Raw genomic sequence first — 19,419 nt, 5'->3', positions numbered from 1 at the left:
CAGGCAAGTAGTATATAAATAATAAGCATGAAGTGGAATAGTAGGACAAAATTACCCTAAAAAACTAACATAATAATCAATAGTGTTAGCTTGTGGTTTTTTATTCTTTTATTTTGGTATTTTTTGGGTCTATAGTGGTATATTTAACTGCCTTTGTTTTGGTGCGATTATCCTGTGATAAAAAAAAGCTGAGCATTTGCCCAGCTTTTTATTAAAAATGAAACGATTAGCCTGTGTTGCGCATACCAGCAGCAATACCAGCAATCGTCACCATCAACGCTTCTTCCAAGTTTGCAGAAGCTTCTTCGGTTTGACGCGTGCGGTATAGTAGCTCTGCCTGTAGCATATTCAATGGCTCAACGTAGATATTGCGTAAGCGAATCGACTCGAGTCCCCAAGGGTCATGCTGCATCAAGTTTTCATTGTTCTCTACATTCAGTACCGCTTTGATGTCTTCTTGAAGCTGAGCACGAAGTTTTTCACCGAGTGGACGGAGCGACTCATCCACCAATCGCTCATCGTAGTAGCGAGAGATATCAATATTACACTTCGAGTACACCATTTCCAGCATGCCGAGACGAGTTGAGAAAAATGGCCATTCGCGGCACATCTCTTCGAGCAATGCTTGGTGGCCTTTATCGATCGAGTATTGAATCGCTTCACCTGCGCCTAGCCATGCAGGAAGTACCAAACGGTTTTGACTCCATGAGAAGATCCACGGGATTGCACGTAAGCTTTCTACTCCGCCCTTAGGGTTGCGTTTTGCAGGACGAGAACCAAGTGGCAACTTGCCGAGTTCGAGTTCTGGTGTTGCTTGGCGGAAGTAAGGAACGAAATCTGGCTCGCCACGAACCACATTTCGGTAAGACTCACAGCTTACTTCTGATAGCACTTCCATCAAGTCGCGCCATTCTTGTTTTGGCTCCGGTGGCGGTAACAAGTTGGCTTCCAGAATCGCACTTGCATATAGGTTAAAGCTGTTTACTGCGACATCTGGGAGTCCCAGTTTAAAGCGGATCATTTCGCCCTGCTCTGTTACACGTAAACCGCCTTTCAAGCTTTTTGGTGGTTGCGACAAAAGCGCAGCATGCGCAGGTGCGCCACCGCGACCGACTGTGCCCCCACGACCATGGAATAGAGTTAGCTCAACGCCTTCTTCTTCAGCCACTTTAACTAACGATTCCATCGCATGATACTGAGCCCAACCAGCAGACATAACACCTGCATCTTTCGCTGAGTCAGAGTAACCAATCATGACCATCTGGTGGTTTTGTATAAAACCACGGTAAAGGTCAATCCCCATAAGCTGCTTGATGACCGATTCTGCGTTGTTCAAATCGTCTAGCGTTTCGAACAGAGGACACACATCCATGCGGTAAGGGCAACCTGCTTCTTGTAGCAGTAGATGAACGGCTAGTACATCAGAAGCGGTACGTGCCATTGAAATAACGTAAGCGCCAAACGCTTCACGCGGTTGTGCTGCAACAATCTTACAGGTATCCAAAACCTCTTTGACGGGTTCAGACGGTTCCCAATCACGAGGGAGAAGCGGACGTTTAGATGCCAGCTCGTTAGTTAGAAAAGCAATCTTATCTTGCTCACTCCATTGTTCGTAATCACCAATACCTAAGTAGCGAGTTAGTTCAGACAAGACGTCTGAGTGACGCGTGCTCTCTTGGCGGATATCAAGACGTACAAGATGGATACCAAATGCTTTTACGCGGCGTAGTGTATCCAGTAGTGAGCCGTTGGCTATTACACCCATGCCACATTCGTTTAGTGACTGGTAGCAGGCATACAGCGGTTCCCAAAGTTGCTCGACTTTTTGCAGTGGGGCTTTAACGGCCAGTTTTTGACCGTGGATCTTAGCATCGAGAATATCTTTGGTTTCATTGAGCAGAGTGCGTAATTGCTTCAGGATCGCACGGTATGGTTCGTGCTGATCTTCGCCAGCAAGTTCACGGACTTGATCGTTTGAAACTGTCATAGACAGCTCGCTGATCAACTCGTTGATGTCATTGAGATAAAGATCGGCGGCTTTCCAACGAGACAATAGTAAGACTTCACGCGTAACGTTGTGAGTAACAAACGGGTTACCGTCACGGTCACCGCCCATCCAAGAGGAGAAGTGCACTGGGCGAGCATCAATGGGTAAACCTTCTCCAAGGTAAGATTTTAGACGGTCATTCATCTCACGTAGGAAGTCCGGTACTGCTTCCCATAGAGAGTTTTCAACGACCGCAAAGCCCCACTTTGCTTCATCCAACGGAGTAGGGCGTTGTTGTCGAATCACGTCTGAATGCCAGCCTTGGGCAATAAGTTGCTCTAGGCGGCGTTCGGTCTTTCTGCGCTCTTTAGATGAAAGATCGCTTAGCTCCAACTTTGATAAGCACTCGTTTATCTTGACCAGTTTGTTGATCATCGTACGGCGCGTAATTTCTGTTGGGTGAGCCGTCAATACCAATTCAATATTTAGATCACGAACCGCTTGGGCAGTGTCCAGTTTGCTCACATCGTTTTGTACCAGTTTAGAAAACAGCGAGTTAATCGCGTCTGGTTCACAAATGTGCTCTTCACAATGGCGTGAAATCGTGTGGTATTGCTCAGCGATATTGGTGAGGTTTAGAAATTGGTTAAACGCGCGAGTAACGGGCGTTAGCTGCTCATCAGGTAGATGTTTGATTTCTTCGATCAAGCTGTCCCTGTCTGCTTGATTCCCTGCTTGAGCTGATTTGGATAATTTACGAATGGTTTCCACTTTCTCGAAGATTTCTTCGCCATGGGCATCGCGAATGGTGTTACCCAATAAGTGGCCTAACATGCGCACATTACTTTTGAGTGCGGCGTATTTCTCGTTCATTGTCGTCCTGCCTCGTAAAAAAACTACATCCATTGTCCTTGTTAAGACTCCAATCTAGCGAAAAGCACCAGTTATAGTCAAATAAAGCAGACTAAGTTTGCAATTATTCCGCTGTCTCCTGATTTAGAGCAAATTTACGGCAGCCATAGAGTAAGAAGTGAAAATTAATTACAAAATAACAAGTTAAATAAGTGTTAAGGCTAACGCTAAATTGTGAAGATAAAAAGATGCAGCTCAATCGAGCTGCACAGACTTTCGAGCTTAAACGCGTATTAACAGCAGTACTTGACCATCGCCTTTGAAAGCACATCAATTGTGGGGTCGATAAAGTCGAAGGATAGAAACTCATCCGGTTGATGGGCTTGGTCGATTGACCCAGGGCCGAGTACCAAGGTTGGACACAACTGCTGTAGAAATGGTGCTTCAGTACAGTAGTTCACGGTTTCTGAACTAGTTTGGCAAATCTCTTCAACACCACCAATAAATGGGTGGTCATGTTGGCATTCGTAACCCGGAATAGGCTCATGCAATGGAATAATCTCCAGTCTCCCTGGCCATTTCGCTTCGACTTCTTTTAATGCTCCGCGCAACATGTTCTCTAAACCATCAAGGCTAATGCCAGGAAGAGGACGCACGTCGTAATGCAGCTCACAGCAACCACAAATACGGTTAGCGCTGTCACCACCGTGAATGTGTCCAAGGTTTAGGGTAGGGCTTGGAATGGCAAAACCCGGATGGTGATATTCTTTAATCAATTTGTCACGCAGTTGCATCATGGCGAACATGACTTCATGCATGATCTCAATAGCGTTAACGCCAAGCGCTGGGTCCGATGAATGACCGGACTTGCCTGTTACGCGAATGGCATTTGCCACATGCCCTTTATGACCTCGAATTGGCACAAGGCTGGTGGGTTCACCAATGATGCAGTAATCCGGCTTAAATGGGGCGTTTGCTGTGAAATGTCGCGCGCCCAACATGGTGGTCTCTTCGTCACAAGTGGCTAATACGTAAAGTGGTTTGCTCTGCTTGCTCCAATCGACTTTCTTCACTGCTTCATAAATAAAGGCGAAAAAGCCTTTCATGTCTGCTGTGCCTAAACCGTAGAAGCGGTTGTCTTTTTCCGTCAGTTTATGCGGATCAAAATTCCATCGCCCTTGATCGAATGGCACGGTATCGCTATGGCCAGCAAGTAAAAGGCCACCTTCACCCTCACCCATACGTGCGATCATATTGTGCTTGCCTGGCTCGACTTCGATCACTTCAACGCTAAAACCCAGATCTTTAAACCAAGATGCGAGTTTTTCGATGACTTTTGCATTGCCCTGATCCCAGCTCGGATCCGTGGAGCTGATAGAAGAGGTGCTGATGAGTCCTTCATAGACCTCTAGAAAAGTTGGTAATTGCATGGATTCTTCAAATCTCCTGTTGACAGACAGACCACAAAAATGTAAAACACATATTAAATCATATTTAATGAATAAAAAATCAAAATAAAGCAAAAATTAAATATGAATAGTCATTTGAGCCTTTAAGTATATGGATGTTACACAATGCTAAAAACCACGATTATTGGAGCCAGCGGTTATACCGGCGCAGAGTTAGCGTTAATGGTTAATAAACACCCACAACTCACGCTATCAGGTTTATACGTTTCCGCCAACAGTGTTGATGCGGGAAAGAGCATCGCGCAGCTGCACGGTAAGCTAGCGGGCATCATTGATATGCCAGTTTTACCACTAACGGATCCACTGCAAATCGCTCAAGAATCGGACGTGGTGTTTTTGGCAACGGCTCACGAAGTCAGCCATGATTTAGCCCCAACTTTCTTGGAGGCAGGCTGTCAGGTATTCGATTTATCGGGTGCATTCCGTGTGAAAAGTGAAGGCTTTTACGACACTTTTTATGGCTTCGAACATCAACATAACAACTGGCTAGATAAAGCAGCATACGGCTTAGCAGAGTGGAACCAAGAATCAATAAAAACCACTCCTTTGATTGCAGTAGCAGGTTGCTACCCAACCGCTTCACAGCTTGCAATCAAACCTTTATTAGAACATGCGTTGCTCGATACCAACCAATGGCCAGTGATCAACGCAACCAGTGGTGTATCAGGTGCAGGGCGTAAAGCCTCCATGGTTAACAGCTTCTGTGAAGTGAGCTTGCAACCTTATGGTGTATTTAACCATCGTCACCAGCCAGAGATTGCTCAGCACTTGGGTTGCGATGTGATTTTTACTCCGCACCTCGGCAACTTTAAACGCGGCATTCTTGCCACTATCACCATGAAGCTTGCGCAAGGTGTGACAGAAGCACAAGTGGCACAGGCGTTTGAACAAGCTTATCAAGGCAAGCCTGCGGTGCGTCTTAAAGGCGACGGTATTCCACGTATTCAGGATGTCGAAAATACCCCTTTCTGTGATATCGGCTGGAAGGTACAAGGCGAACACATCATTGTGATTTCAGCTATCGACAACCTACTTAAAGGTGCATCGAGTCAAGCGATGCAATGTCTCAATATTCATTACGGTTACCCAGAACTGACAGCGTTGCTGTAGTCGTTGAAAGAGGGAAATGCGATGACGCAAACCAATCAAGCTCCTTTAGTCATTAAGCTAGGTGGTGCAGCTCTATCATGCACTCAAACCTTAAGCCAACTTTTTGGTGCCATTGCGGCTTACCAAAAATCGGCACAGCGACAAATCGCCATCGTTCATGGCGGTGGCTACCTAGTTGATGAGTTGATGGCAAAGCTTCAGCTTGAAACCGTTAAGAAAAACGGTTTACGCGTAACGCCTTACGATCAAATTCCTGTGATTGCAGGCGCGCTTGCAGGCACTGCGAATAAGTTACTTCAAGGTCAAGCGATTGCGGACGGTCTTAACGCTGTGGGCCTTAGCCTTGCGGATGGTGGTTTGTGTCTTGTTGAAGAACTTGACCCAGAACTCGGCGCGGTAGGCAAAGCATCACCGGGTGACTCAGCCCTATTACAAGCGGTGCTAAACACAGGTGCACTGCCGATCATCAGTTCAATTGGTTTAACCAAAGATGGCCAGATGATGAATGTGAATGCTGATCAAGCAGCAGTCGCGGTTGCGGGCGCATTAGATGCGGAGTTAGTCCTGTTATCAGACGTGAGTGGTGTACTAGATGGAAAAGGCCATTTGATCAAAACCCTGTCAGAGCAGCAAGCTAACTCGTTGATCGATGGACATGTGATCACCGATGGCATGATCGTCAAAGTTAAAGCCGCTTTGGAGGCCGCCAATGATCTTGGCCGTCCAATTGAAGTCGCGACCTGGCGTTACCCAGAAAAATTAGCACAGTTATTCGCTGGTGAAAGTATTGGTACTCAATTCTTGCCTCAATAAGCATCAGCAAAAGAATTCAATATTAGGAAGTCGTAGTTGGCACTGACCGCCGAGCGCAGCGCCAGTTAAGTTTGGAGAAAAAACATGAGCAAAGTGAACGTAAATAAAGTGGTAGTCGCATACTCAGGCGGTCTAGATACTTCAGTAATTATCCCGTGGCTAAAAGAGAACTACGACTGTGAAGTAGTGGCTTTCGTTGCCGATGTTGGTCAAGGTGCCGAAGAGCTAGAAGGCATTGAAGCGAAAGCAAAAGCCTCTGGTGCTTCTGAGTGCTACATCGCTGACTTGAAAGAAGAAATGGTCGCAGACTACATTTACCCAACGCTAAAAACTGGCGCGTACTACGAAGGTAAGTACCTGCTAGGTACATCAATGGCGCGTCCAATCATTGCCAAAGCGCAGGTTGAAGTGGCACGTAAAGTGGGCGCGGACGCTCTGTGTCATGGCTGTACAGGTAAAGGTAACGACCAAGTACGTTTCGAAGGCGCATTCGCAGCACTAGCACCGGACTTACAAGTGATTGCACCTTGGCGTGAGTGGGACCTAGTGAGTCGTGAAGAGTGTTTGGATTACCTCGCTGAGCGTAATATTCCTTGCTCTGCGTCTCTTACTAAGATCTATTCACGTGATGCAAACGCATGGCACATTTCGACGGAAGGCGGCGTTTTAGAAGATACGTGGAACGCACCAAACGAAGACTGCTGGGTGTGGACTGTCGACCCAGAGCAAGCGCCAAATGAAGCGGAATACGTCACGCTGAAAGTAGAAAAAGGTGAAGTGGTCGAAGTTGATGGTGAAGCGATGACACCATACAACGCACTGGTTTACCTAAACGAGAAGGGCGCTAAGCACGGTGTTGGCCGTATCGATATCGTGGAAAACCGTCTTGTTGGGATGAAGTCTCGTGGTTGTTATGAAACACCGGGAGGCACCATCATGATGGAAGCGCTGCGCGCTGTAGAGCAGCTTGTGCTAGACAAATCATCATTCGAGTTCCGTGAGGAGCTAGGTCTAAAAGCGTCTCACCTTGTATACGATGGCCGTTGGTTTACGCCACTATGTAAATCGATCCTTGCTGCTTCAGAAGAGCTAGCGCAAGACGTTAACGGTGAAGTGGTTGTTAAGCTTTACAAAGGTCAAGCGACAGTCACGCAAAAACGTTCTGACAACAGCTTGTATTCAGAAGAGTTCGCGACTTTTGGTGAAGATGAAGTTTACGACCAAAGCCATGCAGGTGGGTTCATCCGTCTTTACTCGCTATCAAGCCGTATTCGTGCATTGAACAGCCAGAAGAAATAATCCCTTAACATCCATCTTGGATTGAATAAAGACCCGCCATTTATAGGCGGGTCTTTTGGTTTCTAAAAGCGGGTACCTAAATTTGTCTTGAATATATATGTAAAAATATTGAATTTATACTTTATTTTTTATCGAAATTGCCGTAACGTTGACCCATAAGAAAAAGTGAGCAAATGACCATCAAATTGGTTACTACTCATTCGAGAACGTTAGAGTAAGCAATAGTCATCAGGAGAGACGCAATGGCATTATGGGGCGGAAGATTTACCCAAGCGGCAGACACCAGATTTAAAGAGTTCAATGATTCGTTGCGTTTTGACTACCGATTGGCTGAGCAAGACATCGTAGGTTCAATCGCATGGTCTAAAGCTCTGCTTTCTGTTGATGTGCTATCGGCAGAAGAACAGCAAAAACTGGAACTTGCTTTAAATGAGCTGAAGTTAGAAGTGATGGAAGACCCTCACCAAATTCTTCGCTCTGATGCAGAAGATATCCACTCTTGGGTTGAGCAGCAGCTAATCAGTAAAGTGGGAGATTTAGGTAAAAAACTCCACACTGGGCGTTCTCGGAATGACCAAGTCGCCACAGACTTGAAACTTTGGTGTCGTCAGCAAGGTCAGCAATTGTTGATTGCTTTAGATCGCCTACAAGCACAAATGGTCCATGTTGCTAAACAGCACCAAGGCACCGTATTGCCAGGCTATACTCATCTTCAGCGTGCTCAACCTGTAACCTTTGCTCACTGGTGCTTGGCTTATGTTGAAATGTTCGAGCGTGACTACTCTCGTCTGAATGATGCCTTACAGCGTCTCGATACTTGTCCACTTGGCTCGGGTGCGTTAGCGGGAACGGCTTATCCGATTGATCGCGAACAATTAGCACATAATCTCGGTTTCCACCGTGCTACGCGTAATTCACTCGATTCGGTTTCAGATCGTGATCATGTGATGGAGCTGATGTCGGTGGCTTCGATTTCTATGCTGCACCTTTCTCGTCTCGCCGAAGATATGATCTTCTACAATTCAGGCGAGTCAAACTTCATTGAGTTAGCGGATACGGTGACATCTGGTTCGTCATTAATGCCACAGAAGAAAAACCCAGATGCACTTGAGTTGATCCGTGGTAAGACAGGGCGTGTCTATGGCGCATTATCGAGCATGATGATGACAGTTAAAGCCTTGCCATTGGCGTACAACAAAGACATGCAGGAAGATAAAGAAGGGTTGTTTGACGCTTTAGATACATGGAACGACTGCATGGAAATGGCAGCTCTGTGTTTTGACGGTATTAAAGTGAATGGCGAGCGCACACTAGAAGCGGCGAAACAAGGTTACGCAAACTCGACGGAGTTAGCTGATTACTTAGTGGCGAAAGGCATCCCATTCCGTGAAGCTCACCACATCGTCGGTGTCGCGGTCGTTGATGCTATTGCTAAAGGTTGTGCGCTAGAAGAACTGTCTATCGAAGAGTTAAAAGCCTTCTCAGAGGTCATTGAAGCGGATGTGTATGACATCCTGACTATCGATTCGTGTTTGGAAAAGCGTTGTGCTTTGGGTGGTGTTTCGCCTCACCAGGTCGCTTACGCGGTAGAACAAGCGGATAAGCGCCTGAGCCAACGTGATAGCTCGGCGGTGAAAGTGCGTCCTGCACGTTTGACGGACATTGAAACGTTGGAAGGTATGGTTGCTTACTGGGCGAACCTTGGTGAGAATCTTCCGCGCTCTCGTAATGAGCTCGTGAGAGATATTGGCTCTTTCGCGGTGGCTGAGCATCATGGTGAAGTGACGGGTTGCGCTTCTCTATATGTGTATGACTCAGGGTTGGCTGAAATACGCTCTCTTGGTATCGAAGCGGGCTGGCAAGGCCAAGGGCAGGGCAGTGCGATTGTGAACTATTTGGTTGAGAAAGCGCGCCAGATGGCGATCAAGAAAGTCTTTGTTCTAACGCGAACGCCTGAGTTCTTTATGAAGCAAAGCTTTTTACCGACATCGAAGTCATTACTGCCGGAGAAAGTTCTGAAAGATTGCGATCAGTGCCCACGTCAACATGCATGTGATGAGGTAGCGCTTGAGATCAATTTAATGGAGCAAGTGATCCAAAAAACGCATGTGGCATGAACTGAAGTTGTGGAGTGATTTTATTAGCATTCAATGACATAGTCATTTTCCTGTTTACTTACATCAGTATTCGCTAAAAAAATCGAAAAAATTTGGAACCTTTGAGAGGAAGCCCGGTCTATTAAAGTACCACTGCTTTTTCTTAGAAGAATCTAAGAGAGCCCCAGAACTGACATTGGTTTTGGGGCTTTTTTCTATCTGTCACTTTTCTCTTTTTTATTCGCCTTTTTTTGTCCCTTTCGACGTTGCCAAGGCAAGATGACAAAACGCATCCATAAGTGTAGAAACAACAAAACGTTGAAAGCGAAGCCGGCAAAGATCAAAGCGATCGACTCGATGCTTTGTGGTTCATCTTTGAGCGTAAACCACCACACAATCCAACACAGTACAGAAAGTACCGTCAATTGATCCAAGCATCGTTGGCAACGTCCAAGTTTTTTCCAAAACCAATGTTCCTCGCAGCGGCGACAAGTCATAGTGTTTTCCAAACCATTAGTGTTGCTTCAGATTATATATCTAACTAAATGGTGGAAAGCGTTTCTTACACGGGCTTAGAGCGCCATGACACAACCAAAAATGGAAAGTTAGCTTTGTAAAAGCTTTGTGGCACGTAATTGATGTATGGTGCGCTGTCAGTCTTTAACAGGAAATATAATGATGTCGACAGAGTTGAAACTTGCGCTGAGTATCGCTGGTGGGTTCTTTATGATCGGTGTTGTCGCGATTTGTATGGTCAGCCGCTATGCAATGATGGCAGCGTAAGAGAGATTTCATTGCGCCAAAGTAGTAAAGCAAAGCCTCGTTGATGACGAGGCTTTGCTTTATATTTAGATAGAAGCCTGAAAGCGTTAGCAGCCTGGGCCGCAGTCAAGACAATGTTTCACCATTTCTGGCCCTAAGTGTAGTTTTGAATTCAAATCACGTAGAGCGGTGCGGACGCCTTCTTCAATCACTGGGTGATAGAAGGGCATATCTAACATCTCAGAAATCGTCATCCTATTTTGGTGCGCCCACGCTAAAAGGTGCGCAAGATGCTCTGCATTCGGGCCCATCATTTCTGCACCTAAAAAACGTCCAGTGCCTTGCTCTCCGTAGACATGCAGAATACCTTTATTACGAAGCATGACGCGCGAACGTCCTTGATTTTCAAACGAGACTTCACCGGTTGCGAAACATCCACATGTGCCTAAACGTGTTTCTAGTTGTTTATATGTTTCGCCAACCATAGCAATTTGAGGGTCGGAGAACACGGCTGAAATTGGTGAGCGACGCAGACCCGCACGAATATCTGGGAAACGGCCTGCGTTGTCTCCAGCAATACGGCCTTGGTCAGCGGCTTCGTGCAGCAGTGGAATTTGGTTACTTGCATCACCTGCGATGAAGATGCTCTCTACCGAAGTTTGCAATGTATAGTGATCCGCCGTTGGTACGCCACGTTCATCGAGAGCCACATTGGTGTTCTCGATCGCCAGCTTATCGACGTTTGGACGACGACCCGTTGCGGCCAATACGTAATCGACAACGAAAGTTTCTAATTCGCCATCATGGTTGATGAATTGGATTTCGACCTTGTCTTCGCCGTCATTGTCTGACGAAGCAATGCGTTTCATGCTTTCGACTTTTACATCTGCATCAAGGTAGAACTCTTCCTTAAAGGCTTTATCTGCATACGCCATCACCTCTGGGTCTGTCAGTGGGCCCACTTGTCCTCCAAGGCCAAAGAGCTTCACGTTCACTCCTAGGCGGTGTAAAGCCTGACCCAATTCAAGGCCGATGACTCCTGGGCCAAATACTGCCACGGACTCTGGTAAGTCATCCCAGTCAAATACATCATCGTTAATCACTAGGCGATCACCCAGTTCATTCCAAGCTGCCGGATATGTCGGACGAGATCCTGTCGCAATAACAATGCGCTGTGCGGTGACCTGAGTATGATCATCTATGATGAGAGTGTGGTCATCGGCAAACTTCGCGTAGCCCGATAGTTTGTCTTCAGCGGGAATATCATCGACACTTTCAAGCACAAAGCCAACAAAACGATCTCGTTCGCGCTTTACACGATCCATCACTTCTCGTCCGTTAATTCGTACTTCACCTTGCGGGTGTATCCCAAATCCAGGTGCTTTTTCGATTTGATGAACACTTTCTGCTGCCGCAATTAACAGCTTAGACGGCATGCATCCGACACGAGCACAGGTTGTTCCGTAGGGACCGCCCTCAATCATTACCACGCTGTTGGTATGAGCTTTTGCTGCTCGATAAGCACCAAGACCAGCCGTCCCGCCACCAATAATCGCTACGTCGACATTAACTTGTTTCATCGTGAACTCTCGCTTTTGTTTTAAGCCAAGCTAGCTACATTGAGCTTGGAGAGTGAATTGGATAGTTGAATCTGGATAAGTAGTCACCTTATTGGCAGATAACTACTTATCTAGACTAGTAGAAGAAGTGGTTTAGGGTTGGCCTCCGAGCCAAAAGGCACCGGAGACCGAGGGTGTAGGCTATGGACAGCTTAGCCTAGATACGCTTCTAGCTCTTCGCTACCGCCGATGTGCTTGCCACCGATAAAGACTTGTGGAACAGTCGTGCGACCAGATATAGCTCGTAGACTAACTGTTGTTGCGTCTTTACCCAGAATTACTTCTTCATATTGAAGACCGTGGTCAATTAGATTTTGTTTCGCTTTCATACAGAAAGGGCAGCCTGGTTTAGTGAACACCGTGATGGATTCTTGCGTTTTGTAGTCAGGCGCTATGTAGTTCAGCATCGTATCTGCGTCTGACACCTTGAATGGGTCGCCTGGTTCGTTTGGCTCAATGAACATTTTTTCCACTACGCCATCTTTTACTAGCATGCTGTAACGCCATGAACGTTTGCCAAAGCCGATGTCATTTTTATCCACTAACATACCCATGCCATCGGTGAATTCACCATTACCATCCGGGATGAAGGTAATGTTTTCTGCTTCTTGGTCTTGTTTCCATGCATTCATCACGAACGTATCATTGACCGAGACACAAATAATCTCATCCACTCCGTGCTCTTTAAATACAGGGAACAATTCGTTGTAACGAGGTAGATGGCTTGATGAACAGGTTGGAGTAAATGCACCCGGTAAGCTAAATACGATAACGGTCTTACCTTTAAATAGTTCATCGGTCGTTACATTCACCCAAGAGTCACCTTGACGAACTGGAAAAGTAACTTGAGGGACTTGTTGACCTTCTTTAGATACAAACATAATGATTTCCTTTAACTATTTTAAATTATGCGTATAGAGCTTAGCGTTTTTCGTCGCTCTGTTTCGTTTTGTTGAGCCCATTATTGTAAAAATCCTTTGATAGCTCTAATCGTTTGGTGTTATGGTTTTGATAGGTATTAGCTATTGTTATAGAAGCGAAGCGTGAATTATGAATATTCGAGATTTTGAGTACTTAGTTGCACTTGCGGAACATAAGCACTTTCGCAAAGCGGCAGAGGCATGTTTTGTTAGTCAGCCAACACTGAGTGGGCAAATTCGTAAACTAGAGGATGAACTCGGGACCACGCTTTTAGAGCGAAGCAGCCGACGTGTTTTGTTTACCGATTCAGGGTTACAGCTGGTGGAGCAGGCTAAACGCATCTTAAGTGAAGTGAAAACCTTCAGAGATATGGCAAGCGGTCAAAGCGGAGCCATGACTGGACCGATGCATATTGGTTTCATCCCGACGGTTGGGCCTTATCTATTACCCAAAATTCTGCCGCAGATAAAAGAAGCATTTCCTGAGCTGGAGCTATTTCTGCACGAAGCTCAGACACATCAATTAGTGCGTCAATTGGAAGAAGGTAAACTAGATTGCTTAGTTTTAGCTTCGGTTGATGAAACTGCGCCATTTAAAGAGATCGAAGTGTATCAAGAGCCATTAAGTGTCGCAGTGCCATGTGACCACGAGTGGGCCTCTCTCGACCATGTTGATATGTTGGAGCTGAATGGTAAAACCGTTTTAGCGTTGGGAGACGGCCACTGTCTGCGAGATCAAGCGTTAGGTTTTTGTTTTGCCGCTGGTGCAAAAGACGATGAGCGTTTTAAAGCCACCAGCTTGGAGACGTTACGCAACATGGTTGCTGCCGGTGCGGGGATTACGTTATTGCCTCAGCTTTCTATCCCTAATGAGAAGCAAAAAGATGGCGTATGCTACGTACCAGCTGTTAACCCAACCCCCTCGCGTAATATCGTTCTCGTATACCGTCCGGGCTCACCATTACGAGCTAGGTTTGAAGCTTTAGCAGCGAAGATTAAAGAGGTGTTGGCTTCTTATCCATCATTGAATGCTGCAGCATAAGAAGCAGACATAAAAAAGGGAGAGCTTGATGCTCTCCCTTGTGCTTTTGTGATTTAGAACAGTTCTTCTGCGCCAGAGCCTGAAGAATAAATACTATCTTCTAAACGGTCGCCAGCGTATTCGGTAGGCTCCGTGCCTTTTTCAAAGTATTCGAACATTGATGTGCTATCTACCTTGTGCGTTAGCATACCGCTGTTGCGATCAATACGAACTCGAATAATATCCTCTGGAATATTTTTACCTTGCTCCGGCGTCCCTTCTAGCGCAACACGCATGAAGTCAATCCAAGCAGGCTCTGCGGTTTTCGCACCCGACTCGGCACCAGAAATTTGGCCTTGCCCTAGGTTGCTGTTAACAGTGGTGCGGCCAAGTGCACGTGAGTGATCATCAAAGCCAACCCAAGCTATCGCAACGACACCAGGTCCATAGCCATTGTACCAAGCATCCTTGGAATCATTCGTTGTACCCGTTTTACCCCCGATATCTCGACGACCAAGTTTTTGCGCGCGCCAGCCTGTACCATTCCAACCTGTGCCTTCACGCCAGTTACCGCCACCCCAAATGTTGCTGTACATCATCTCACGCATTAAGAATGCATTCTGTTCAGAGATAACTTGCGGTGCATATTGAGGTTCATCATTTTCAAGGGCATTGTCTGTTGCAAGGCCATCAATTGCGACGTCTTGTTCGCCAAATTCATCAGCGTAGCGATTTTCTGGCTGCTCGCTCATTTGCGGACAATCCTTATGACAAACACTCTTTGGATTGGCTTTAAACAGTACTTCACCGAATGCATCTTCCACGCGTTCTACATAGAATGGTTCAACGTAATAACCACCGTTCGCAAACACAGAGTAACCTTGTGCCACTTTCATTGGTGTTAAGCTGCCAGCTCCGAGTGCGATGGTCTCTGAGCGCGGTACTTGGTTAATATCAAAACCGAAACGAGTAAGGTACTGACGTGTCTCCTCGAGGCCAACTTCACGGAGTGTACGCACTGCCATGACGTTTTTTGATTGAGCTAAGCCGAGGCGAAGACGCGTTGGACCACCATAAGTCGGTGGTGAGTTTTTTGGTCGCCAAGCTGAACCAGAACCTGCATCCCACTTGTTAATCGGCGCATCGTTAATCAAAGTGGCTAGAGTCAGCCCTTTGTCAATTGCTGCCGAGTAGATGAAAGGCTTGATACTTGAACCAACCTGACGCACTGACATGGTTGCACGGTTAAACTTGCTGTGAACAAAGTTGAAACCACCAACCAGCGACAATATCGCGCCATTTTCTGGGTTCATCGCAACAAACGCGGTGTTTGCTGTCGGCACTTGGCTCAGTTTCCAGCTCAGTGTTGTGTTGTCATCTTCATCGGTTTCACTTACTTCGCGAACCCAAACTTGTTGACCTGTCGCTAGCACATCATGCGCTGACTTTGGTGTTGAGCCTTGGCGGTTATCAGTAATGTACTTACGCGCCCAGTGCATTCCAGTCCAAGGGATGGTTTGCTCTTCATGGTTCTTAACCCATACTTGTGCCGTCTTATCATCGACTTTCGTCACAACCGCAGGGTAAAGGTCACCATAAGTTGGCTGTTTCTTCAGGTGCTTTTCTATTTGCTCATTGTCCCAGGCCGCTTCCCCTTCTTTCCAAAGCACACTTTCTGCACCACGGTAGCCATGACGTTCATCGTATGACAAGAGGTTATTTACCGCAGACGTATTTGCAGCATCTTGCAGTTTAGAATCCACAGTCATGTAGATATTCAAGCCAGAGGTATAAGCTTCTTCTTCACCGTATTCTTTTACTGCCCATGCACGAGCCAACTCTGCTACGTAAGGTGCGGAAAGCTCAATCTCAGCGCTATGATAACGCGCCACAATAGGCTCATTGCGTGCTTCGTCATACTGCTCTTGTGTAATGTATTTCTCATCAAGCATTCGCATTAATACAACGTTACGGCGTTTTGTTGCGCGCTCAAGAGAGTAAATTGGGTTCATGGTTGATGGCGCTTTTGGCATACCAGCGAGTGTTGCAATCTCACTTAACGTCAATTCATCAAGGCTCTTGCCAAAATACACTTGAGCGGCAGCACCAAAGCCATATGAGCGGTAACCAAGGAAGATTTTATTGACATAAAGCTCCATGATTTCTTGCTTACTTAAAAGCTGCTCAATATGGATAGCAATAAAAATCTCTTTAATCTTACGCATGATCTTCTTCTCATTAGATAAGAAGAAGTTACGAGCTAGCTGTTGCGTAATCGTACTTGCACCCTGTTTAGCCGAGCCTGAAACCGCAACAACAACCGCTGCACGAGTGATGCCGATAGGGTCGATACCAGGATGCTCATAGAAACGACTATCTTCGGTTGCGATGAGCGCGTGAATTAAGTCTTGAGGAATTTCGTCATAAGTAACAGGAATACGACGCTTTTCACCGAACTGTGCGATCAGCTTCCCGTCTTGACTAAACACCTTCATAGGTGTTTGTAATTCAACGTCTTTTAGAGTTGCAACATCTGGCAATTCAGGCTTCACGTACTGATAGAAGCCAAATATTGTGGTGACTCCAAGAATTATGCAAATCAATGTTAAAAATAATAAACGCTTTATGAACTTCACCGGAGAATCCCTGATTGGTTGAGGCTGTGTAACGGCAAACCCTTGTACTCTTAGGTCAAAAATTTAGCACATAAGAGATATTAACTCTTATTTGGATGCTAATAACAACCTTTGCACGAAGAAATTTCGGAGCGAGAGTAAGAGATGGATAAGCTAATCGTTACCGGCATCGATATAGGCCATAACAGCCTCAAAGCCGTAGTACTTAAACCCACAGGCAACAATTACGCTCTGTTGGGTTACAAAGAAATATTACTAAAGGAAGGTATTGTCGCTGAAAATAACACCATAAATCATCAAGAAATTGTAAAGACCCTCAAGCAGATAAAAAAAGAACTGCCTTTTGGTGCTAAAAAAGTTGCGATCTCAGTTCCTGATAACTCGGTAATTAGCAAGAAACTGCAAATAGAACAAAATCTTGAAGAGAGTGAAGTTGAGTTTGCAGTGATACAAGCCTTTTCTCATCAATCGCCATTCCCTGTCGAAGAGCTGAGTTTAGACTTCGTTCGTCTTCGCGCTGAGGGCGGGCAGAGTGGCAGTGATAGCTATCAAGTGTTTGCGACAAGAAAAGATGTGGTAGAAGGCCGAGTCGATGCATTACAAAAGTCCGGACTAAAACCTGTTTTAGTGGACGTGCATTCGCAAAGCCTTGGTCATATCTGGAAGCTCACCGCCGATCGCTTTCCTGACAAAAACAAATACTGCTTACTCGATATTGGCACTTTATCGAGCTCCTTCACCATGTTTACCGAACAAGGTGAACTGTTTCACAAAGAGTTTGCTTACGGCACACGCGGAGCAAACAGCGCTTCTCCAGTCGATTTTCTGTCCGATGATGCTCAGGAGAAAACAGAGCTGTTTAACCGTCAAATCGTAGAGCGAGTAAAGCGCCAGATGCAGCTCTATACCTCAATCAATGGCTCACAAAACATCAAGGGTATCTGGTTATCAGGGGAAGGGGCCTCCACTCCCATGCTCGCAGAGGAGTTGTCTCAACAATTGTCGTTAGAGTGTGAATTGCTAAATCCGCTAGGGCTATTTGAGATGAAGGTGTCTAAGCGTAAGCGTCGTGCTGTGGATTGGCAGCATTTCTCAACAGCAGCCGGACTGGCCGTTCGTGGCATTCATTGGCTAGGAGGCGCCCGTGCTTTATCGCATTAATTTACTTCCTTGGCGAGAGAATCAAAGAGAAGAGCACCGACGTCGTTTCATCAGTTTGGTCGCATTAGGTATGTTGGTCGCTGTTGGCATCCAGTGGGGTATTGGAAAGTTTTTTGAGTACCAACAAGATCAACAACAGGAGCGGCTCGATTACCTCACTCACTACATTGCCGAACTCGACCAGCGTATTGAAGCAATGAAAATTGCAGAGCAAGAGCACAGCAAAATCCTCGAACGTCTAAAGGTCGTTGAAGGTTTACAAAACGGACGAAACAAAACGACCGAGTTCATGAACTTAATGCCTGCCGTTATCCCTGAAGGTGTATATGTCGACAAGATCAAAATGAATGATCTGGAAATTGAGATCTCTGGGATCTCAGATAGCACTCCAAAACTTGCCACGATGCTAGACAACATGGAGCGCTCGGCCAAGTTGAACGACGTAGAAATGCATTCCATCGTTCACGGCAAAGCCCGTTTTGGGAAAGAGTTTCAAACATTCAAAGTGTCTTTCATGTTCAAAGTAACGGAGAAGAAATTGGAGGCTCAACGTGGTTGATTGGCAGGATCTCGAAATAGATGAAATGGCCGAGTGGCCATTGTTGCCCCAGATTGTAGTAATCGCGCTTCTGATCATGGTGATTCAAGGCTTAGGTTATTGGTTTTACCTTAAACCGAAAGACGAACAGTTGAATCACTTGATCCAGCAGGAGCAGACACTCAAGGTGGCATTGAAGATCAAAGCGAACAAAGTGGCAGCGTTGCCTCAGCTTCAATCTCAATTGGATGAACTTACCACCCGTTACGAGTTATTACTGCAGCAACTGCCTGCGCAAAAAGAGCTGGCTACAATGCTCGCTTCAGTGAATGAACTTGGCATCGACAATAAGCTGACTTTCACCCGAATCGACTGGGGCGAAAAACAATCAGAGCACTTCCTTTATCGTCTCCCTTTAAACATAGAGTTAACGGGCGACTTTCATGACATCGGCCATTTTTCTCAGGCGATAGCGACGCTACCTCGAATCATCACGTTTAAAGATGTGACTTGGCAACGTGTCAGCCAAGAGAGCGAAACCCTGCACTTTCGGGTGCGCGCTAACACCTATCAGTTTAAGCCGGAGGAGACGAAAAATGACAAGTAAGTCTTTGTTGCTGGTACTGATGGGTTCTCTATTGATGGGTTGCCAGGCGAATGATGAATCATTGACGGATTTTATTCGAGGAGTGGAAACACAGGCGCGTCGAGAGGTCGAGAAGCTTAAGCCCGTAGACAAGTATGTTGCAGTCACGTACGCACCGGAAGTACAGCGTGCACCCTTTGAATTACCCAAAGAAGCCACCATCGCGACTCAGCCAGTTGCAAGAAAAGATTGTTGGCAACCGCCCTCAAGAAGGCGAACTGGAAAATTAGAAAGATTCCCATTAAGCCAATTACGTTTGAAAGGGGTCATGGGCATGGATAACACGGTTTCTGGCCTCGTTCAGGCTCCCAATGGCACCGTCTATAAAGTTAAGCCGGGTCAATACCTTGGACGCAATAATGGCAAAGTGACCCATGTCAGCCACTCCTATTTGTTGATTAATGAAACGTTGCCCGACGGCTTAGGATGTTGGCAAAAACGTAAAGTTAAGTTGGCTTTGAGATAGCCCCATTTATTTTTGATATTGAGT

At 46.1% G+C, this 19,419-nt stretch carries 15 protein-coding genes; 9 read left to right on the top strand and 6 right to left on the bottom strand.

Annotated elements, in window-relative coordinates; translation table 11 throughout:
- Positions 1-226: 226 nt before the first annotated feature.
- Together ppc and argE are read right to left on the bottom strand one after the other, a co-directional pair.
- Positions 227-2,860, bottom strand: coding sequence for a phosphoenolpyruvate carboxylase (gene ppc, locus R7Z10_RS22215; protein ID WP_005381336.1), 2,634 nt, complete (start codon positions 2,858-2,860; stop codon positions 227-229).
- Between the two features lie 272 nt (positions 2,861-3,132).
- Positions 3,133-4,269 carry an acetylornithine deacetylase gene (argE, locus tag R7Z10_RS22210; RefSeq protein ID WP_005381335.1) on the bottom strand — a complete coding sequence of 379 codons (1,137 nt, stop codon included), beginning with the start codon at positions 4,267-4,269 and terminating at the stop codon, positions 3,133-3,135.
- A gap of 144 nt (positions 4,270-4,413) precedes the next feature.
- On the opposite strand from argE, the gene argC reads away from it, so the two are divergent.
- From argC to argH, 4 genes are all read left to right on the top strand, one after another.
- Complete coding sequence (gene argC, locus R7Z10_RS22205) at positions 4,414-5,418, top strand: N-acetyl-gamma-glutamyl-phosphate reductase (protein ID WP_005382790.1); 1,005 nt, start codon at positions 4,414-4,416, stop codon at positions 5,416-5,418.
- A gap of 21 nt (positions 5,419-5,439) precedes the next feature.
- Complete coding sequence (argB, locus tag R7Z10_RS22200; protein ID WP_005381333.1) at positions 5,440-6,231, top strand: acetylglutamate kinase; 792 nt, start codon at positions 5,440-5,442, stop codon at positions 6,229-6,231.
- Positions 6,232-6,315: 84 nt separating this feature from the next.
- Positions 6,316-7,530 carry an argininosuccinate synthase gene (locus R7Z10_RS22195; RefSeq protein ID WP_017821738.1) on the top strand — a complete coding sequence of 405 codons (1,215 nt, stop codon included), beginning with the start codon at positions 6,316-6,318 and terminating at the stop codon, positions 7,528-7,530.
- A gap of 242 nt (positions 7,531-7,772) precedes the next feature.
- On the top strand, positions 7,773-9,647 hold the full coding sequence (argH, locus tag R7Z10_RS22190) for an argininosuccinate lyase (protein ID WP_318105959.1): 1,875 nt from the start codon (positions 7,773-7,775) through the stop codon (positions 9,645-9,647).
- 194 nt (positions 9,648-9,841) lie between these two features.
- Here the strand turns inward: argH and R7Z10_RS22185 are convergent, their stop codons facing one another.
- The 3 genes from R7Z10_RS22185 to R7Z10_RS22175 all read right to left on the bottom strand — a co-directional run bounded on the left by R7Z10_RS22185 (position 9,842) and on the right by R7Z10_RS22175 (position 12,888).
- Positions 9,842-10,123: a DUF3624 domain-containing protein gene (locus R7Z10_RS22185; RefSeq protein WP_137282406.1), complete on the bottom strand. Its 282-nt coding sequence runs from the start codon at positions 10,121-10,123 to the stop codon at positions 9,842-9,844.
- Between the two features lie 372 nt (positions 10,124-10,495).
- A complete protein-coding gene (locus R7Z10_RS22180; RefSeq protein ID WP_104979780.1) occupies positions 10,496-11,968 on the bottom strand; it encodes a dihydrolipoyl dehydrogenase in 1,473 nt (490 codons plus the stop codon).
- 191 nt (positions 11,969-12,159) lie between these two features.
- Positions 12,160-12,888, bottom strand: a complete 729-nt coding sequence (locus R7Z10_RS22175; protein ID WP_005382781.1) for a redoxin family protein — start codon at positions 12,886-12,888, stop codon at positions 12,160-12,162.
- A gap of 169 nt (positions 12,889-13,057) precedes the next feature.
- On the opposite strand from R7Z10_RS22175, the gene oxyR reads away from it, so the two are divergent.
- Positions 13,058-13,969, top strand: coding sequence for a DNA-binding transcriptional regulator OxyR (gene oxyR / locus R7Z10_RS22170; RefSeq protein WP_005381326.1), 912 nt, complete (start codon positions 13,058-13,060; stop codon positions 13,967-13,969).
- Between the two features lie 53 nt (positions 13,970-14,022).
- Here oxyR and R7Z10_RS22165 read toward each other — a convergent pair whose 3' ends face one another.
- Complete coding sequence (locus R7Z10_RS22165) at positions 14,023-16,584, bottom strand: penicillin-binding protein 1A (protein WP_005381325.1); 2,562 nt, start codon at positions 16,582-16,584, stop codon at positions 14,023-14,025.
- A gap of 144 nt (positions 16,585-16,728) precedes the next feature.
- On the opposite strand from R7Z10_RS22165, the gene pilM reads away from it, so the two are divergent.
- From pilM to R7Z10_RS22145, 4 genes are read left to right on the top strand one after another with little or no spacing between them, the layout of a single operon-like run.
- Complete coding sequence (gene pilM, locus R7Z10_RS22160) at positions 16,729-17,745, top strand: type IV pilus biogenesis protein PilM (RefSeq protein ID WP_005381324.1); 1,017 nt, start codon at positions 16,729-16,731, stop codon at positions 17,743-17,745.
- On the top strand, positions 17,729-18,304 hold the full coding sequence (locus R7Z10_RS22155; protein WP_005381323.1) for a PilN domain-containing protein: 576 nt from the start codon (positions 17,729-17,731) through the stop codon (positions 18,302-18,304). Before pilM ends, R7Z10_RS22155 begins: the two co-directional genes overlap by 17 nt.
- A complete protein-coding gene (locus tag R7Z10_RS22150) occupies positions 18,297-18,890 on the top strand; it encodes a type 4a pilus biogenesis protein PilO (protein WP_005381322.1) in 594 nt (197 codons plus the stop codon). Before R7Z10_RS22155 ends, R7Z10_RS22150 begins: the two co-directional genes overlap by 8 nt.
- Positions 18,880-19,395: a pilus assembly protein PilP gene (locus tag R7Z10_RS22145; RefSeq protein WP_005381321.1), complete on the top strand. Its 516-nt coding sequence runs from the start codon at positions 18,880-18,882 to the stop codon at positions 19,393-19,395. Before R7Z10_RS22150 ends, R7Z10_RS22145 begins: the two co-directional genes overlap by 11 nt.
- Positions 19,396-19,419: the final 24 nt, after the last annotated feature.

It is taken from the genome of Vibrio sp. Vb1018, assembly GCF_033338775.1.
GTDB classification, from domain to species: Bacteria; Pseudomonadota; Gammaproteobacteria; order Enterobacterales; family Vibrionaceae; genus Vibrio; species Vibrio alginolyticus.
The sequence above is the reverse complement of the archived record's forward strand: the minus strand, read 5'-3'. Positions and strand labels throughout refer to the sequence as shown.